The following is a 16551-nucleotide window of genomic DNA, read 5'->3' as shown; positions in this document are numbered from 1 at the left end:
AGGGGGAGGTTCACAGGACGGTGTCGAGCCAGGTGAAGACCTCGTCCTGCATCGGCGCGGTGAACACATGGCCGAGGTCCGGCCAGGTCGTCAGCCGCAGCCGCTCCTCCGCGTGGCGGGAGCGCCAGACGGCGCGCAGCTTGTCGTGGGCGACACGGACGCCGTCGGCGGGGAACAGCGGGTCGAGCCCGCCGTCGAGGAAGAGCATCGGCCGGGGCGCGGCGATGCTCGCCACGTCGGGGAAGTCGAGGAACCGGGGAAGCCCGGGGTGGAGCATGTAGTACGCCGACTGCCCGCGCAGGGTGTTGTTGCCGGGCACCATCATTTCCTTCAGCCCCGTCATCCAGCAGATGCTGGCCGCGGCGGCGATGTGATCGCTGAGCGCGGCGGTCTGCCAGGCCCGGAAGGCACCCATGGAGTAGCCGACGGCGGCGATCCGGCGGGCGTCCACGCGGTCGAGTGCCGCAAGGAAGCCGGCGGCACGGGCGTCCTCGTGGGCCGTCAGGCCGGCGAGTGAGGAGCCGAGGTTGTAGAAGTTGGCGGCCAGGGCCTGCTGCTGGTCGTAGGTGAGCGGGCCGCGGTCGCCCCAGCCGAGGGCGTCCAGGCACAGCACGACATGGCCGCGCCGGGCCAGTTCGTCGCCGACGAAGCGTCCACTGAAGTACTTGTCCGCCCAGCCCTGTGCGGCGGCCGCCCGGGTGTCGTCGTACCAGGGCCGAACCAGTTTCTCTTTGCCGATGTCGAACCGGGCACCGTGGTCGTGCAGCAGGAGGACGGCCGGGAAGGGGCCGCGCCCGTGCGGGGTGAGCAGGGCGCCGCGGACGCGTTCGTGGCGGGTGAGGGAGAGGGTCACCAGTTTCCGCGTGTATCCGTCGGCTTCCGACCGTCCGCCGAACTCGGGGGCGTACGGCGTCCGCTCGTCCCGGTCGACGAGCAGCAGCTCCTCGACCTTGGCGCGGGCGGCCCGGCGCCAGGCACGGAAGTCACGGATCGGCGACCGTCCCCACGCGAGCGGGAAGGTCAACTCGGCCTTGAGTGCGGCGTGGAAGTCGGGCAGCGGCCCCTCCACGACGGCCGCCTCCGCGCCGGTCACGGTGCCCCCGGTGAACAGTGCCGCCCCGGCACCCACCACGAACGCCCGGCGTCCCACCGCGTCATGGCCGCTCATACGGCCGCCAGTCCCCGAGATACGCCCCGCGGGTGTGCGACTCGGCCTCGGTGGCGGTGAGTCGGGGCCGGTTCTCGGGGACGGTGACGACCGCGCCGGGGCCGGCGTTGCGGTACTCGGCGAAGCGCTGGTCCTGCCACGGGAAGCTGTCCGACATGTTGGCGTAGGGCGCGACCGCGTCGATGCCGGGGCCCAGGTGGGTGTCGCGGACGGTGAGCGACGGACGGGCGGTGGGGTCGGAGCTGGGCACCCAGGGGCGGGCCAGCTTGTAGTAGGCGTCGGGGGCCTCGCCGGTGACGCGGCTGCGGGTCACCAGATAGCCACGCGGGTTGGCGCCGGCGGTCGAGGGGGCGAAGACGAAGCCGTACGGCGCGGAGGACAGGTCGGTCCGGGTCAGGGTCCGGAAGCGGCAGTGCTCGAAGACGGCGGTGCCCCGGCCGAAGACGAAGTCGACGTCGCCCTCGGCGTAGCAGTGCGCGAAGTACTGACGGGCGAGGACGCCGAGGGCCATGGAGTCGGCGTAGAGGGTGTCCTGGTGCCCGAGGAACCGGCAGTGGTGGAACGCGGACCGGTCGCCCTGCACCTTGATGGCGACGGCCTGGGTGCCGCTGACGCCGGGGTGGTCGGCGCGCAGCCAGTCGTTGGCGAAGGTGATGCGATGGGCGGTGAATCCGTCGGCCTGGACGAGGGTGGTGGCGGAGCCGGTGGTGCCGTAGGTGCCGCCGCCGGGCTTGGGGGTGCCGGCGGCGTTGTCGTACACGATGACGACGGCGCGCGGGTCGTCGCCGGCCCCGATCCAGGTCATGTCGGTCCGGGTCGCGTCGACGGCGACCGTCTCCCGGTAGGTCCCCGGCGCGACGACCAGCGTCCAGCCGCTCCCGCTCGCGGCGGTCACCGCGGCTTGGACGGAGGTGAAGTCGCCGCGGCCGGCGGGGTGGACGTACAGGGTCTTCGGGGTGAGGCGGGCGGTGGGCGAGCCGTACCGGCCGAAGGGGCGGGGCCCGGCCCACGCGGGTCCCGGTGCGAGGGCGAGGGCGGCGGCGGTGCCCGCCGTGAGGAACCCCCTTCTGGACAGGGGCGGTAGGACACGGTCGTGCGACGGCATGCGGGTGCTCCTTCGCGGGGCGGATCTGCTGGGTTGCCGGGGAGGGGCGGGCGGTGTCCACCGTGCGGGCGGTGTCCGCCGTGCGCCCCTCCCCCACCGGGTGGGTCAGCGCAGGCGGCCGGCGCCCGCGCGGTGGTCGACGATCCCGGGCACGGCCCTGGGGCTGTCGACCTTCGTCCGCAGGGTCGGTGTCCATCCGGCGCCGGACTGGAGAATCTCGCCGGGGATCTCGGAGTTGTGGACGGCGATGAGGTCCGTCGGCCTGCCGTTGACGTAGTTGCTCTCGGCGGTCAGCGGTGCCTCGTTCCACTTCTTCAGCGCCTTGCCGACGCTCACGCCGGAGGCCAGCGACAGTGCGTTGTGCGTGGCGTAGAGCTGCGAGGAGGCGCCGATGCCGAAGACGTACCCGTAGTTCTGGCCCTTGGTGACGACGAAGTGGTTGTTGTACGAGTCGACCTGCCCGAACCGGACGCGCGGCGCCCGCTCGACGATGCCCTCGAAGCGGTTGTGGTGCAGGGTGACCTTGAGCTTGCCGGTGTCGGTGGCGCCGGCGCTGTCGCTGTTGCCGATCAGCATGGTCTTGTCGTGGTCCTCGAAGGAGTTCCAGGACACGGTCACGTGGTTGGCGCCGCGCACGACGTCGAGCAGTCCGTCGTGCTGCTGGTAGACCTTGCCGAAGTACGAGGGCAGGGAGCTGTCGGGGTAACGGCCGTCGGTGAGCGTGTTGTGGTCGATCCACACATGGGTGGAGCCGTACACCACGACTGAGTCGTACTCGGAGTTCCAGGCGCCGGTCCTGTTGTCGTCGGTCGGGTCCCACTGCGGGAAGCAGTCGATGGGGGCCTCGACGGTGAGGTTGCGCAGGATGACGTTGTCGACGCCCTTGATCTGGAGGCTGCCGCCTAGGATGCCAGAGCCCTTCCCGACGCCGACGATGGTGGTGTTGGCGGGGACGTTCGCCTTGATGGCCTGGTCCTGGGCGGCGGCGGACGCGGCCCGCAGGTCCTCCTGGGCCCCGCTGACGGGGGTGTCGTGCCCCCACACCGCGGGGTCGTAGTCGGCGAGGTAGCGCTGGAAGTCGTACCCCTCGGCCGCGAAGGCGTCGCACCCCTCCGAGACGGCGTCGATCATGCCCTTGACCTTGATGATCTTCGGTGCGCTGCCGCCGTCGGCGAGGGCCTGCCGGAACTCCGCCCAGGTGGTGACGGTGTGGACGTGCGCGGCGTCGGCGGCCGACCCGCCGGTGGTGCCGGCACCCTCCGAGGCCCAGCCGTCCCCCGCGGGGAGCACCTCGCGCCCGAGGCCCCGGCCGCCGGCCTGCGCCGACCCGGTCCCGGTGAGTCCGAGCACCAGCGCGGTGCATCCGACCAGGACGGCAGCCTTTCTTGTGGCATGCCCATGCCATATCTGTGCGTTCATTGTGCGGCTCTCTCTTCCACGATCGGTGGGTTATGCGGTGGCCTGCGGCCAGGTGATCCAGGACTCCGGGATCTCGTCGTCCAGCCGGCGCACGTCCCGCGCGGCCAACACACGGGTGCGCACCAGCTCCCGCACGACGAGCCGCGCCACGGCGATCGCGCCCGGCGGGTTGAAGTGCGTGTTGTCCTGCTCGGTGGCGGTCCAGTTGAAGTACGTCTTCGTCCCCTCGACCCCGAGCTCCTGCCACAACGCGAGCGACAGCGCCTGGATGTCGAGCAGCGCCACGCGCTCCTCGCGGGCGAGCGCGCGCATCGCTGCCGGATAGTCGCCGTGGGTCGGCACGGAGTTGCCGCCCGCGTCGAACCGACGCCGCTCGACGGCGGTCGCCAGCACCGGCCGCGCACCCCGCGCACGGGCGCCGTCGACGTACAGCCGCAGGTAGTCCTGATACGTCGACCAGGGCTCGGTGTACCGGGTCGGATCGGTGTCCTTCTCGTCGTTGTGCGCGAACTGGATCAGCAGAAGATCACCGGGCCGAATGGCCTGAAGGATGACGTCGAGCCGCCCTTCGTCGACGAAGCTCTTCGAACTGCGCCCGTTCACGGCCTGGTTGGAGACGGACAGCCGCTTGCGCAGAAAGAAGGGGAGCGCCATGCCCCAGCCGGTCTCGGGGGCTGCGTCGGCGTACTTCTGGGCGGCGGTGGAGTCCCCGGCGATGTAGAGGGTGCGGTGGCGCTGAGCTGCTTCGGCGGTACCCATGCCCGGGAGGGCGAGAGGAAGGGCGGCGAGGCCCGCGAGACTGATCTGTCTTCGGGTAAGCGACACAGCGGTGCCTTTCAGCAAGGTCGGGTTGCCCCACCCGGGGGCGCGGGGCTGTATCGATTTGCGGCTCCGCCGCGTGGGCGCGACCAGCCACGGATAACCGGCAGCCGGCCACGCAGCGAAAGGACCGAGCTCTCAGCCGTTGCGTTCGTTCCACTCGGTCTGAGCCTCATTGAGCTGACCGGCCATGGTGTCCAGGAACTCCTTCGCCTTCATGTCCCCGTTCAGCACCTTCTGGAAGTTCGGCTCGTTGTCGGCCTTGGAGATCGTGTTCCAGTCCGGCAGGTAGTACGGCAGCTGCACGATCGTCGTGGACCCGTCCGTCAACGCCGCCGCAGCCAACTTCGTGGGCTCGGCCTTCGAGATCCACGCGTCCTTGGCCGCGTCGTTGTTCGCCGGCACCTGCCCCGCCGACTCGTTGAACTTCGAGCTCTCCGCGTGCGAGGAGGCGAACTCGATGAACTTCCAGGCGGCCTCCTTGTTCTTGGAGTTCTTGAACAGCCCGACCCCGTCCACCGGGTTGGAGACCTGGACCCGCTTGCCGTCGGCGAGCGTGGGCTGCGGAATGCCGCGGAACTTCTCGGTCCCGAGCGCCTTCACATGGTCCTGGTACGACCCGAGGTTGTGGTTCAGCATTCCGATCGTGCCGGAATCCCACTGGGCGACCATCTTGGTGAAGTCGTTGTTGAGGTCGGCGGCCGGAGTGACCTTCTTGTACAACGCGGCGTACTTCTCCAGCGCGGCCACGTTCTTCGGGTCGTTGACGGTCGTCTTCTCACCGGAGGCGTCCCAGAAGGACGTGATCCCGGACTGCCCGTACATGGCGTCCAGCGCCTGTGCGATCGAACCGGCACCACCGCGGATGGTGTAACCGAACTCGTTCCTGCCGGAGTCGGTCAGCTTCTCCGCCGCCGCGTAGAACTTCTCCCACGTGGTCGGCGCGTCCAGCCCGGCCTTCTCGAACAGGTCGGTGCGGTAGTACAGCACGCCGTTGTTCGCGGAGGTCGGGATCGAGTACAGCTTGCCGTCGCCGCCGCCGGCGGCCGTCAGCGAGGTGACCATGTCCTTGTTGAGCTTGCCGCTCAGGGAGGACTTCGCGAGCCGGTCGTCCAGCGGCTCCAGCGCGTTCTGCGCGGCGAACCCGGCGAGCATCGCCGCGCCGACACCGCCGACGTCCGGCAGGCCGCCGCCCTGGATGGCGGTGTCGACCTTGGACTGGTAGTCGGTGGACGGGATCCCGACGTACTCGACCTTGATGTCCGGGTTCGCCTTCTCGAAGTCGGCGATGATCTCCTTCCAGATGTCGGTGCGGACACCGCCGTTGTTGTCCCAGAAGACGATCTTTCCGGTGCCGCTGCCCTCGGCGCCCTTGTCGCCGCCCGCGCTGCTGCCGTCGTCACCGCAGGCGGTGGCGGTCAGAGCGAGGACGGACCCGAGGGCGACGGCCGTCGCGGCGCGCCTGCTTCTGCGGATGCTGATCTTCATTGGTCGGCTCTCTTCTTCTGGATCCAGCGGAGACATACAGGTGTGGGGGGAGTCAGTGGCGTGACGTGACGGCGGGCCCGTGCGCGGGTACGCCGATGTTCTTCTGCGGTCCGGAGAACCGGGTCACCAGCGCCGGTACCGCGGCGGCCGGGTCGAGGCGGTAGTCGTAGAAGTCCCGCGGCTCGAAGGCGGCGCCCCACTCGTCGTGCCGGCCGGTGGTGTTCTTCAGGATCGATCCGCGCTGCACCAACTCCGCGGTGGCGTCGGCCTGGTAGGGGTGCTGGACGTCCTGGTAGTAGCTGTTCTCGATGACCATCTTCGTCCGGCCGCGCGACCAGTTGCCGTACGTCCACACCGGGTCGCCGGGGTCCGCCTGCGCGGTGAGGTAGTTGTTGTAGAGGTGCGCGTAGGCGGCGTTGTCGACCGAGGGGTTGCGCTGCTTGGTGTGGGCGAAGAGGTTGTGGTCGATGGTGATCTGCGTCCTGACCTCGGTCGTCCAGCCGAGGCCGAAGGTCTTGTTGTTGTTCTCGAACCGGTTGTAGGAGACGGTCACGTACTCGCTGTCCTTGCGGACGTCGAGCTGGCCGTCGCAGATGTTCGAGAACCTGTTGTGGTCGACCCACACGTGGTGGGCGGTGTCCATCTGGATGCCGTCGAAGTCGGTGTCCTTGCAGTCCCAGTTGCCCTCGATCGCCGAGTCGCGGATCGTCATGTTGCGGATGATCACGTTGTGCGTGCCGGGGGCGAGATGGAACTCGCCCTGCACCAGTTCCCCGCTCGTGCCGACCCCGACGATCGTCTTGTCCGAGGCCACGGTGATGTTCGCGCCGAAGGGCTGCGCGGTGATGGCGCCCCGGACCCGGATGACGTACGGCTCGGGCGCCGCCGCGTACTCGGCCAGCGCGGCCTGGTCGGTGACGGTGACGACCTTGCCGCCCGCCCCGCCGGTGGTGCCGCCGGCGAGGGAGGCGAAGCCGTGCACCCGGTCGGTCCAGCGCGGCGCGGCCGCCGAGGAGGCGTGCGGGTCGGCCTCGGCCTCGCCGATCGCGCCCAGCCCGAGGGCCGCGACGAGCCCCAGGACGGCGGCCGAGGTTCTGCCGGCGACTCCCGGCAAGCGCTTGCTACGGAGGTGCGTCATTGCGGCTCCCAACAGGCTCGACAGGCCTACGAGTGCGGTGCGTTACAAGGCGCTGATCCTGAACTGCGTGAAGGTCGCCGCGCCGGCGTGTCCCTGGCCGGCCGGAGCCAGCGCGAACAGACCGAGCAGGGCGCCGACCCAGCGCCAGGGCGTGGCGGCGAACACCGGCCCCGACGCACGCGGGCCGTCCCCGACGTCGTAGAGGAACCGGCACCGTGCGCCGGCCCCGATCTCGATCCGCAGCCGCACCCGTCCCTCCGGTGCGAACGTCGCGTGACCGGCGTCCCGCTCGCGCTCCGCGACGGCCTCCGCGAACCGGTGCACGACATGCGCGGCTCCGTCCGTGCCGCGCTGGAGCCCGATCCAGCCGAACGCGTCCCCGAGCACCGTGAGCCCCGCCCGCGCCCCCGGCTCCCGGCTGTCCAGCCGCAGCTCGACCTCGACCGCCGACGGCGTGCCCGGCAGCCGCTGGGTGAGGACGCTCGAAATTCTGCGCAGGTCGTGCGCCTCGGCTGAGCGTACGCAGGCCAGTTTCAGTCCGTCACCGGAGTGCTGGGTGGCCCAGCCGGCATGGGGGTTCGCGGTCCAGGACCACTGTCGTCCGAAGCGTCCGCCGGGGAAGTCGTCGTCGGTGGCGGGCGCGGCGGGCGGCTGCGGCGGCAGACCGGGCCTGCGGTGTACGGCGACGGGGGCGCCGTCGGCCCCGAGCACCGGCCAGCCGTCGGTGCCCCAGCACATCGGCTGGAGGTGGACGACCCTGCCGTACGCGCCGCGCTGCTGGAAGTGCAGGAACCAGTCCTCACCGGACGGGGTGCGCACCCAGCCGCCCTGGTGCGGTCCGTTGACGTCGGTGTCCTTCTGTTCGAGGACGGTCCTCTCCTCGTACGGCCCGAAGAACCCGCGCGAGCGGAAGGCGCCCTGCCAGCCGGTCTCCACTCCCCCGGCGGGCGCCAGGATCCAGAACCAGCCGTCGTGCCTGTAGAGCTTGGGTCCTTCGAGGGTGAACCAGCCGGGGATCCGGTCGCCGTCGACGATGACCTTGCCGTCGTCCAGGAGTTCGGTGCCGTCGGGGTGCATCCGGTGACCGGTGAGCCGGTTCTTCACCCCGGACCGGGACTTGGCCCAGGCGTGCACGAGGTACGCCTCGCCGGTGTCGTCGTCCCAGAGGGGGCAGGGGTCGATGAGGCCCTTGCCCGCCTTCACCAGGTGCGGGCGGGTCCAGGGGCCGCGGATCTCGGGGGCGTTGACCTGGAAGATGCCCTGGTCGGGGTCGCCCCAGAAGATCCAGAACCGGTCGTCGTGGTGGCGCAGGGAAGGGGCCCAGACTCCGCAGTCGTGACGCGGCCCGGTGAACTCCCCGGCCGGCTCCAGGCGTTCCAGGGCGTGGCCGACCAGCGTCCAGTTGACCAGGTCGCGGGAGTGCAGCAGGGGCAGGCCGGGAGCGCGGCCGAAGCTGGAGGCGGTGAGGTAGAAGTCGTCGCCGACGCGGACGACGTCCGGGTCGGACCAGTCGGCGTCCAGGACGGGGTTGGTGTACGTCTCGGCGGTCACGGGCTCACCGCCTTGCGGACCAGGGACGCCGCTTCGAGCCGGCTGATCCGGCCGTCGGCGACGACGGTGACGATCCGGCGTACGGCGGTCTCGCCGGGCGGGATCGGCAGGCGCTCGTCGACGGCCAGGGAGGAGCCGACGCCGGGGTACTCCTCGGCGCGCACGAACCACGGGTCGCGGCGGGTCCGTTCGGTGGCCCCGGCGAAGATCAGCGACCAGGTGGAGCCCACCAGCGCCACCCAGGGCGCGACGGTCCCGTGGATCTCGCTCTCGCCCTCGCGGTCGACGGTGAACACCTCAGGTGCCTGCGCCTCCTTGCGGGCCCGCCAGAAGAAACCGCCGTACGCGGCGCCGGGGCGGCCGTTGGTGGCGGGGCTGCCGATGGACAGCGGCTGGGAGGTGACGTTGGTGAGGGAGAAGGTGAAGTCCAGCGCCCAGGCGGCCCGGGTGAGTTCGGTGGCCGCGACCGTACGGCGTTCGCGCAGCAGCTCGGCCCCGGCCGCCACCCAGCGCAGTTCCTCGACGAAGCCGTCGGGGTCGCGCAGCTGGAAGGCGGTGTGCCGCTGGGCTCCGTGGTTGTCGAGCTCGGTCGGGCCCCGGTCCCGGACGAAGGTGCGCCCGCCCCAGAAGTTGGCCCCCTCGACGTCGGGTACGGCGACACCGACGCCGAGGTGGTGTATGTGGTCGGCGGGGCCGATCTCGGTGACCGCCGTGCCGGCCAGGGTGGTGACGGGGTGCAGATACGGGCGCGGGGCGAGCCGGGCGGGCAGTTCGGGCCGGGTGACGTACCGGCCGACCGGTCGGCCCGCGACGCGCAGCACCGCGGTGTCAGGGGGAGTCATCAGTGCTCACCTCTTTCGTTCGCGCCGGGTCGGCCCAGGGGGCGCCCAGCTCGGAGTAGAGGGCGAGGGTGTCGGCGGCGGCCGCGACCAGGCCGTCGATGCCGGGCACGACTCGGCGCTGCTCGTCGGGGAGCGGCTGCCAGGCGCCGGCGGGCAGCGGGGCCGGGTCGGGGGCCAGTCGAATCGCTTCCACGACCTTCATGAAGGCGCCGGTCGCCTCGGGCGTGACCAGCAGGTCGGTGCCGTCGATCAGGTGCTCGACGAGGTTCTCCAGCAGGTCGGTGCGGCCGTACTCGGACTCCTCGGGGCCACGGCCCGCGCGCTGGAGCAGGACGCGGTCCTGCTTGTACCAGAAGGTGATCCGGCCGCGGTCGCCGTGGACGACGACATACGGCTCGCCGGGGTCCTCGGCGCACAGCGTCGCGGCGACGACGACCGGGCGGTCCTGCGCGGTGCCGACGCGGACGCAGGAGGTGTCGTCGGACTCGATGTCGTTGGCGCGCAGCAGCTCGGTCTCGACGCCGGTGACATCGTCGGCGCGCAGGGTGCCGTTCAGGGCGAGTGCGGTGGCGACGGCGTGCGCGAGCGGGTTGGTGAGCGCCCCGTCGACGACGTCGACGCCGTTCAGCCTGCGCCTGCCCGCCCAGGGCGCGCGCCGGTAGTACGACTCGGGGCGTGCCCAGGCGCCCGCTCCGCCGATGCCGGTGATCTCGCCGATCGCCCCCTCGGCCATCATCGTCCGGATCGCGGGCACGGCGTGCGAGCCGAGCGACTGGAAGCCGATCTGGCAGGCGACCCCGGTCTCCGCGATCCCGTCGGCCATGCGCCGGTACTCGGCGTACGAGGGCGCGGGCGGCTTCTCCAGCAGCAGGTGCACGCCCTTGCGGGCGGCCGTCAGCGCCAGGTCGGCGTGGGTCGGGATCGGCGTGCAGATCACCGCGACGCGGGCGCCGGTGGAGTCGAGGAGGGCGCCGAAGTCGGCGGACTGCTCCGGCGAACCGAGGCCCTCGGGGAGCTCGTCGTCGCCCAGCGGGGTCAGCTCACAGATCCCCGCCAGCCGCACGATGCCCTTGTCCTGGAGCCGGCGGATGTTGTCCAGGTGCCACCGGCCGTGGCCGCGCGCGCCCGCCAGGACGATGGGTACGGCACTGCTCAAGGAAGCCTCCCTGCGCCCGCGCCACGGGCCACCGCTCGGTCGGCCGCCCCGGCGCTGTCGATCTTTGTGTGCAGGGTAGGTGTCCGGCCGACGTCGTTCGGGGCAAGGGTGTCGCGGCTGATGTCGCTCAGCGGGTCGGGCGCGGCAGCGCCCTTCAGGGGCGCGGGGAACTGCGCGACCAGCCACGACGGCGTCTCAGTCGGCCGAAGACCCGTCGCGGCACTGCCGGCGGAGCCATTGGCGTCGTCGGCGTGGGCGGGGACGCGCAGCGGTCCCAACATGGCAATCAGGGCGCCGATGTGACGGGGTCTCATCCCTTCACCGCCCCCGCGCTGAAGCCCGTGATCAGCCACTTCTGGATGAAGGCGAACACGATCACCACCGGTACGGCCGCGATGATGCCGCCCGCGGCGAGCGCGCCCAGGTCCACGCTGTCGGCGCCCATCAGGGTGTTGAGGCCGACCGGGATGGTCTGCTTCTCCTGGTTGTTGAGGAACATCAGGGCGAACAGGAAGTGGTTCCAGGAGTGCACGAAGGCGAAGGAGCCGACGGCGATCAGACCGGGCCGCAGCAGGGGCAGGACGACGATCCTGAAGGCCGTCATCCGGTTGCAGCCGTCGACCCAGGCCGCCTCCTCCAGGGAGTACGGCACGTTCTTGATGAAGTTGCTGATCAGGATCATCGACAACGGCAGCTGGAACACCGTCTCGGCGATGATGACGCTGCCCAGCGAGTTGATCATCTGCAGTTCGGCGAAGATCTCGAACAGCGGCACCAGGAGCAGCGCGCCCGGCACGAACTGCGAGCACAGCAGCCCGAGCATGAACGCCCGCTTGATCCTGAAGTTGAAGCGCGCGAGGGCGTAGCCGCCGGCCAGGGCGACGAGGGTCGTCATCAGCAGGGTGACGACGCCGACCAGCACGCTGTTCTGGAAGTACGTCCCGAAGCTGCGCTCCGTCCAGACCTTCTCGAAGTGGTCGAAGGTCATCGGCCAGGGCACGAGGGAGGTCGAGCCGGCCGGGCGCAGCGAGAACAGCAGGATCCAGTAGAAGGGGATGAGGGTGAAGAGCAGGTAGATCCCCAGCGGGAGGTAGATCTGCCAGCGCGGGACCTCGTCCCAGTTGCGGTGCCGCTTCGCCGGACGCGGCGGCTCGGGGGTGGTGTGCATCGGCGCGGGCGCGGCCTTGGTGGCTTCCTGCACGCTCACTTGTCCTCACCTCCGAACTTGCTCAGCCGCAGATAGACCACCGAGCAGAAGAGGAGGATCACGAACGCGACCGTGGTCAGGGCGGACGCGTAGCCGAAGTTGTGGGCGTCGACGCTGGTGTTGGCGATGTACAGCGGCAGGGTCGTGGTGACTCCCGCGGGGCCGCCGCCGGTCAGCGTGTAGAGCAGGTCGACGTTGTTGAACTCCCACACCGCGCGCAGCAGCGTGGACAGGACGATCGCGTCCTTCAGATGGGGCAGCGTGATGTGCCAGAACTGCTTGATCCGGCTGGCCCCGTCGACCTCGGCGGCCTCGTACAGGTCCTTCGAGACGGACTGGAGGTCGGCGAGGATGAGGATCGCGAAGAACGGCACACCGCGCCACAGGTCGGCGACGATCGCCGCCGGGAACACCGTGGAGGTGTCCGACAGCCAGCTCGTGCCGTAGGAGCCGATCCCGGCGTCGGCGAGGTAACGGGTGATGCCCGTCTGGGAGTTGTAGAGCAGCACCCAGATCGCCGAGGTGAGCACGCCGGAGACGGCCCACGGGGAGAACACGAGCGCACGGCCGAGCGCACGCCCCACGAAGGTCTGGTTGACGATCAGCGCGAGCGCGAGCCCGAACAGCAGCTGGAGTCCGACCTCGACGAACACCCACTTGGCGCTGAAGACCAGCGTGTCCCAGAACAGCGGGTCCTCGGTGAAGGCGTGGACGAAGTTGTCGAGGCCCGCGAAGCCGTTCCGCCAGGGCTTGGTGGGGTTGTACTCCTGAAGGCTGTAGTAGAAGACGCCGATGACCGGGTAGGCGATGAAGCCCAGCATGAGCAGGGCGGCCGGGGCGATCAGCAGATACGGGAGCCTGCGCGGCGTGGCGGAGGCACGGCGTCGCCGGGGTGGCGTGGGCGGTTTCGCCACGGCTGCGGCTTGGGCCATGACTGTTCTCCGTTCTGGTACGTCGTGCGGGTGTGCGTACGTCGTTCGGGAAGCGCTTACTCGATGTGCAGGGCTGTGCGAGGTCGTGCCGCCGGTCAGCCGGCGTAGGGGTCGGCGACCTTGCCCGGACGGGCGAGGAACTCGAAGTCGCAGCCGGTGTCGGCCTGGGTGATCTGTTCGTTGTAGAGCGCGCCGTAGCCCCGCTCGTAACGTGTGGGCGGCGGCGTCCAGTCCGCCCTGCGCCGCTCCAGCTCCGCGTCGTCCACGTGGAGATGGAGGGTGCGTTCCTCGACGTCGAGGGTGATGAGATCCCCGGCGCGGACCAGGGCGAGCGGTCCCCCGACGTACGACTCGGGCGCGACGTGCAGCGCGCAGGCGCCGTAACTCGTGCCGCTCATCCGGGCGTCGGAGATCCGCACCATGTCCCGCACGCCCTGCTTGAGCAGGTGGCCGGGGATCGGCAGCATGCCGTACTCGGGCATGCCGGGACCGCCCTTGGGCCCGGCGTTGCGCAGCACGAGCACGCTGTCGGCGGTGATGCCGAGGGACGGGTCGTCGATGGTCCGCTGCATGGTCTTGTAGTCGTCGAAGACCACGGCGGGACCGGTGTGCTTGAGCAGCTGCCGTTCTGCGGAGATGTGCTTGATGACGGCGCCGTCCGGGCAGAGGTTGCCGCGCAGCACGGCCACTCCGCCCTCGGCGGCGACCGGGTTCTCGCGGGTGCGGATGACGTCGTCGTCGTGGACGACTGCGCCCTGGAGCTGCTCGCGCAGGGTGCCGGCGACGGTCGGCCGGTCCAGGTGCAGCAGGTCGGTGATCCGCGAGAGGAAGGCGGGCAGGCCGCCGGCAAAGTAGAAGTCCTCCATGAGGTACGTCTGTCCGCCGGGCCGCACGTTCGCCAGCACCGGGACGGTGCGTGCGATGCGGTCGAAGTCGTCGAGGGTGAGCTCGATGCGGGCGCGGCCGGCCATCGCGATCAGGTGGATCACGGCGTTGGTGGAGCCGCCCAGCCCGAGCACCGTGGTGACGGCGTCCTCGAACGCCTCGCGGGTGAGGATCCCGGACGGTTTGAGCCCGCTCCACGCGAGCTCCACGGCCCGGCGCCCGGAGGCGGCGGCCATCCGCTCGTGCCCGGAGTCGACGGCCGGGATCGAGGAGGCACCCGGCAGTGTCATGCCGAGGGCCTCCGCCGCCGCGGTCATGGTGGAGGCGGTCCCCATGGTCATGCAGTGGCCGGGGGAACGCGCCAACCCGCCCTGGAGCTCCCGCAGTTCGCAGTCGGTGAGGTTGCCCGCGCGGTGCTCGTCCCAGTACTTCCACATGTCGGTGCCGGACCCGAGGGTCTCGCCGCGCCAGTGCCCCGGGAGCATCGGCCCGGCGGGGACGAAGATCGACGGCACATCGGCCGAGGTCGCGCCCATCAGCAGCGCCGGTGTCGACTTGTCGCAGCCCCCGAGCAGCACCGCCGCGTCGATCGGATACGACCGCAGCAGTTCCTCGGTCTCCATCGCGAGCAGGTTGCGATAGAGCATCGGGGTCGGCTTCTGGTACGTCTCCGAGAGCGTGGCGACCGGGAACTCGAGCGGGAAGCCCCCGGCCTGCCACACCCCCCGCTTGACCGCCTCGGCCCGCTCGCGCAGATGGACGTGGCAGGGGTTGATGTCGGACCAGGTGTTGAGGACGGCGATCACCGGACGGCCCCGGTACTCCTCCGCCTCGTATCCCAGCTGGCGCATCCGGGCGTTGTGCGACCAGGTGCGCAGCTGGCCCTCGGTGCCGTACCACTGATGGCTTCTGAGTTCCTCGGGCCGCCTTCCCTCGCTCATAGGGACCACCCGGCGGCTATCCCGGCGACCTCGGCGCGCTCGTCCTCGGGGAGTTCCCGGCTGGGCGGGCGGACGTCGCGGCGGCACAGGCCGAGGGAGGCGAGGGCCTCCTTGACGACGGTGACGTTGTTGGCGGAGCCGTTCGCGGCGCGCAGCTCCTCGAAGCGGCGGATCTGCTCCCAGACCTTCATGGCGGCCGGGTAGTCACCGGCCCGGAGCGCTTCGATCATGTTCAGCGAGACGGACGGGGCGACGTTCACGAGACCCGAGGTGAAGCCGGTGGCGCCCGCGGAGAAGTAGGAGGGGGCGTACGGCTCGGCGAGGCCGGCGACCCACACGAAGCGGTCGCCTCCCGCGTCCCGTGCGAAGGCGGCGAACCGGGCGGCGTCCGGGACGGCGTACTTCACGCCGATGACGTTCGGGCAGGCGGCGCCGAGTTCGGCGAGGCGGGCGCCGGTCAGCTGGGCATTGCGGATGTACGGGACGACGCCGAGCTCGGGCACGGCCTCGGCGATGGCACGGTGATAGTCGACCCAGCCGCCCTGGGAGACGTAGGGGTGGACGGGCTGGTGGACCATCACCATCCGGGCGCCGAGTTCACGGGCGTGCCGTGCGGAGGCGACGGCGGTGGGCACGTCGTGTCCCACGCCGACGAGGATCGCGGCCCGGTCGCCGGCCTCGTCGACGGTCAACTCGGTGACGAGGCGGCGCTCTTCGGGGGTGAGGGTGTAGAACTCGCCGGTGTTGCCGTTGGGGGTGAGGGTGGTGACGCCCCCGTCGAGCAGACGACGCAGCAGGGCCCGGTGGGCGTCCTGGTCCACGCGGCCGTCCTCGGCGAACGGGGTCACCGGGATCGCCACCACGTCGGCCAGGGCCGTCCGCTGAGACTCGAACGTCGTTGTCATGCCGGACCGTCCTCTCCCTGGGCCTCGACTCCCGCGTCCGGGAAGGCCCGTTGCACGAACGACGCGATGTGGGCGTGCAGGGCGCGCCCGGCGCCGTCCGCGTCCCCTTCGAGCGCCAGCCGCAGGATCTCCCGGTGCTCGCCGGCCTCGCGCTCCCAGGAGGGGGAGGCGGCCCAGGCGACGGCGGAGACGAGGGCGGCCTGGTCTCGCACCTCGTCGAGCATCCGGCCGAGCAGCGGGTTGCCGCACGGCAGGTACAGGGCGCGGTGGAACTCCCGGTTGGCGAGGGAGCGTTCGGCGGTGTCGGTGGCGGCGTCGGCGCGGGTCAGCGCGTCGCGGGCGGCGTCGAGGGAGGCTCCGCGCCGGACGGCCCGCTTGAGCGCCTCGGGCTCAAGGAGCAGCCGTACGTCGTAGACCTCGCGCGCCATGTCCGCGTCCACCATGCGCACCGTGACGCCCTTGTACTGGTTCATCACGACCAGCCCGGTCCCGGCCAGCGTCTTGAGCGCCTCGCGCACCGGGGTCTTGGACACCCCGAACTGCGCGGCGAGCTCGGTCTCCACCAGGGCCTGACCCGGCGTCAACTGCCCGGTGAGGATGCGGCGTTTGATCTCCTCCAGCACGAACTGCGTGCGGGAGGGGATCGGCGTGGGCACAGAGGTCATGCGCGCCTCTCGGATCTTCGCGGGATCGGATCTCGCGTATGGGATCTCACGTATCGCGTCTCATATATGACGTACGAAGTGCGACGCGATGAAGGTAGGAGGGGCAGCAAGATTCGTCAACGCTTCTGACAAAGGAAGTTCGGGGAGGGGCGGGGGTGTTGGGGCGCGCCGATGGGATCCGGGCCGGGGATGCGCAGGTCAGAAGCCTGCGCCTGCCGTGCCGGACGGATGCGCGGATTCCGCGGCCGGACCCGGCACCCGCAGTCGACCAGCCCCGCATGCGTACGGGCCGGCATGCGTACGGGCCGGCATGCGTACGGGCCGGCATGC

The 16551-nt window shown here is 70.8% G+C and carries 14 protein-coding genes and 1 pseudogene; all 15 read right to left on the bottom strand.

Annotated features, from left to right (window positions below; genetic code table 11):
• Positions 1–10: 10 nt before the first annotated feature.
• The 15 genes and pseudogenes from CP983_RS33330 to CP983_RS33260 all read right to left on the bottom strand — a co-directional run bounded on the left by CP983_RS33330 (position 11) and on the right by CP983_RS33260 (position 16221).
• The gene (locus CP983_RS33330) at positions 11–1168 is read right to left on the bottom strand and encodes a dienelactone hydrolase family protein (RefSeq protein ID WP_150503733.1); all 1158 of its coding nucleotides are present in this window, start codon (positions 1166–1168) and stop codon (positions 11–13) included.
• Positions 1155–2273 carry a pectinesterase family protein gene (locus tag CP983_RS33325; protein ID WP_150503731.1) on the bottom strand — a complete coding sequence of 373 codons (1119 nt, stop codon included), beginning with the start codon at positions 2271–2273 and terminating at the stop codon, positions 1155–1157. Before CP983_RS33325 ends, CP983_RS33330 begins: the two co-directional genes overlap by 14 nt.
• 105 nt (positions 2274–2378) lie before the next feature.
• The gene (locus CP983_RS33320; RefSeq protein WP_150503729.1) at positions 2379–3692 is read right to left on the bottom strand and encodes a pectate lyase family protein; all 1314 of its coding nucleotides are present in this window, start codon (positions 3690–3692) and stop codon (positions 2379–2381) included.
• Between the two features lie 30 nt (positions 3693–3722).
• Positions 3723–4517: a rhamnogalacturonan acetylesterase gene (locus CP983_RS33315; protein ID WP_150503727.1), complete on the bottom strand. Its 795-nt coding sequence runs from the start codon at positions 4515–4517 to the stop codon at positions 3723–3725.
• Positions 4518–4649: 132 nt separating this feature from the next.
• Positions 4650–5999 carry an ABC transporter substrate-binding protein gene (locus tag CP983_RS33310; RefSeq protein WP_125526742.1) on the bottom strand — a complete coding sequence of 450 codons (1350 nt, stop codon included), beginning with the start codon at positions 5997–5999 and terminating at the stop codon, positions 4650–4652.
• A 91-nt stretch (positions 6000–6090) separates the two neighbouring features.
• Positions 6091–7137: pseudogene (locus CP983_RS33305) on the bottom strand (pectate lyase family protein); the annotation flags it as partial.
• Between the two features lie 42 nt (positions 7138–7179).
• A complete protein-coding gene (locus CP983_RS33300) occupies positions 7180–8688 on the bottom strand; it encodes a glycoside hydrolase family 43 protein (RefSeq protein WP_150503723.1) in 1509 nt (502 codons plus the stop codon).
• Positions 8685–9530 (bottom strand): DUF6807 domain-containing protein, encoded by an 846-nt coding sequence (locus tag CP983_RS33295; RefSeq protein ID WP_150503721.1) that lies wholly within the window; start codon positions 9528–9530, stop codon positions 8685–8687. The genes CP983_RS33300 and CP983_RS33295 overlap by 4 nt, the downstream gene beginning before the upstream one ends.
• A complete protein-coding gene (locus CP983_RS33290; RefSeq protein WP_150503719.1) occupies positions 9517–10686 on the bottom strand; it encodes a Gfo/Idh/MocA family protein in 1170 nt (389 codons plus the stop codon). The genes CP983_RS33295 and CP983_RS33290 overlap by 14 nt, the downstream gene beginning before the upstream one ends.
• Positions 10683–11000 carry a hypothetical protein gene (locus CP983_RS33285; RefSeq protein WP_167537616.1) on the bottom strand — a complete coding sequence of 106 codons (318 nt, stop codon included), beginning with the start codon at positions 10998–11000 and terminating at the stop codon, positions 10683–10685. Before CP983_RS33285 ends, CP983_RS33290 begins: the two co-directional genes overlap by 4 nt.
• The gene (locus CP983_RS33280; RefSeq protein WP_167537905.1) at positions 10997–11854 is read right to left on the bottom strand and encodes a carbohydrate ABC transporter permease; all 858 of its coding nucleotides are present in this window, start codon (positions 11852–11854) and stop codon (positions 10997–10999) included. Before CP983_RS33280 ends, CP983_RS33285 begins: the two co-directional genes overlap by 4 nt.
• A gap of 35 nt (positions 11855–11889) precedes the next feature.
• Positions 11890–12825, bottom strand: coding sequence for a carbohydrate ABC transporter permease (locus CP983_RS33275; protein WP_150503713.1), 936 nt, complete (start codon positions 12823–12825; stop codon positions 11890–11892).
• Positions 12826–12920: 95 nt separating this feature from the next.
• Complete coding sequence (gene araD / locus CP983_RS33270; RefSeq protein WP_107907233.1) at positions 12921–14651, bottom strand: L-arabinonate dehydratase; 1731 nt, start codon at positions 14649–14651, stop codon at positions 12921–12923.
• Positions 14648–15556, bottom strand: a complete 909-nt coding sequence (locus CP983_RS33265; RefSeq protein WP_150503711.1) for a dihydrodipicolinate synthase family protein — start codon at positions 15554–15556, stop codon at positions 14648–14650. Before CP983_RS33265 ends, araD begins: the two co-directional genes overlap by 4 nt.
• Positions 15553–16221: a GntR family transcriptional regulator gene (locus CP983_RS33260; RefSeq protein WP_125526733.1), complete on the bottom strand. Its 669-nt coding sequence runs from the start codon at positions 16219–16221 to the stop codon at positions 15553–15555. Before CP983_RS33260 ends, CP983_RS33265 begins: the two co-directional genes overlap by 4 nt.
• Between the last annotated feature and the right edge of the window lie 330 nt (positions 16222–16551).

The organism is Streptomyces chartreusis, assembly GCF_008704715.1.
Lineage (GTDB): Bacteria > Actinomycetota > Actinomycetes > Streptomycetales > Streptomycetaceae > Streptomyces > Streptomyces chartreusis.
The sequence above is the reverse complement of the archived record's forward strand: the minus strand, read 5'-3'. Positions and strand labels throughout refer to the sequence as shown.

Coding starts and splice junctions, on each gene's coding strand:
- CP983_RS33275 (WP_150503713.1), bottom strand. CDS start 12,825: ATGGCCCAAGCCGCAGCCGTGGCGAAACCGCCCACGCCACCCCGGCGA.
- CP983_RS33280 (WP_167537905.1), bottom strand. CDS start 11,854: ATGCACACCACCCCCGAGCCGCCGCGTCCGGCGAAGCGGCACCGCAAC.
- CP983_RS33295 (WP_150503721.1), bottom strand. CDS start 9,530: ATGACTCCCCCTGACACCGCGGTGCTGCGCGTCGCGGGCCGACCGGTC.
- CP983_RS33285 (WP_167537616.1), bottom strand. CDS start 11,000: ATGAGACCCCGTCACATCGGCGCCCTGATTGCCATGTTGGGACCGCTG.
- CP983_RS33325 (WP_150503731.1), bottom strand. CDS start 2,273: ATGCCGTCGCACGACCGTGTCCTACCGCCCCTGTCCAGAAGGGGGTTC.
- CP983_RS33320 (WP_150503729.1), bottom strand. CDS start 3,692: ATGAACGCACAGATATGGCATGGGCATGCCACAAGAAAGGCTGCCGTC.
- CP983_RS33330 (WP_150503733.1), bottom strand. CDS start 1,168: ATGAGCGGCCATGACGCGGTGGGACGCCGGGCGTTCGTGGTGGGTGCC.
- CP983_RS33260 (WP_125526733.1), bottom strand. CDS start 16,221: ATGACCTCTGTGCCCACGCCGATCCCCTCCCGCACGCAGTTCGTGCTG.
- CP983_RS33310 (WP_125526742.1), bottom strand. CDS start 5,999: ATGAAGATCAGCATCCGCAGAAGCAGGCGCGCCGCGACGGCCGTCGCC.
- araD (WP_107907233.1), bottom strand. CDS start 14,651: ATGAGCGAGGGAAGGCGGCCCGAGGAACTCAGAAGCCATCAGTGGTAC.
- CP983_RS33265 (WP_150503711.1), bottom strand. CDS start 15,556: ATGACAACGACGTTCGAGTCTCAGCGGACGGCCCTGGCCGACGTGGTG.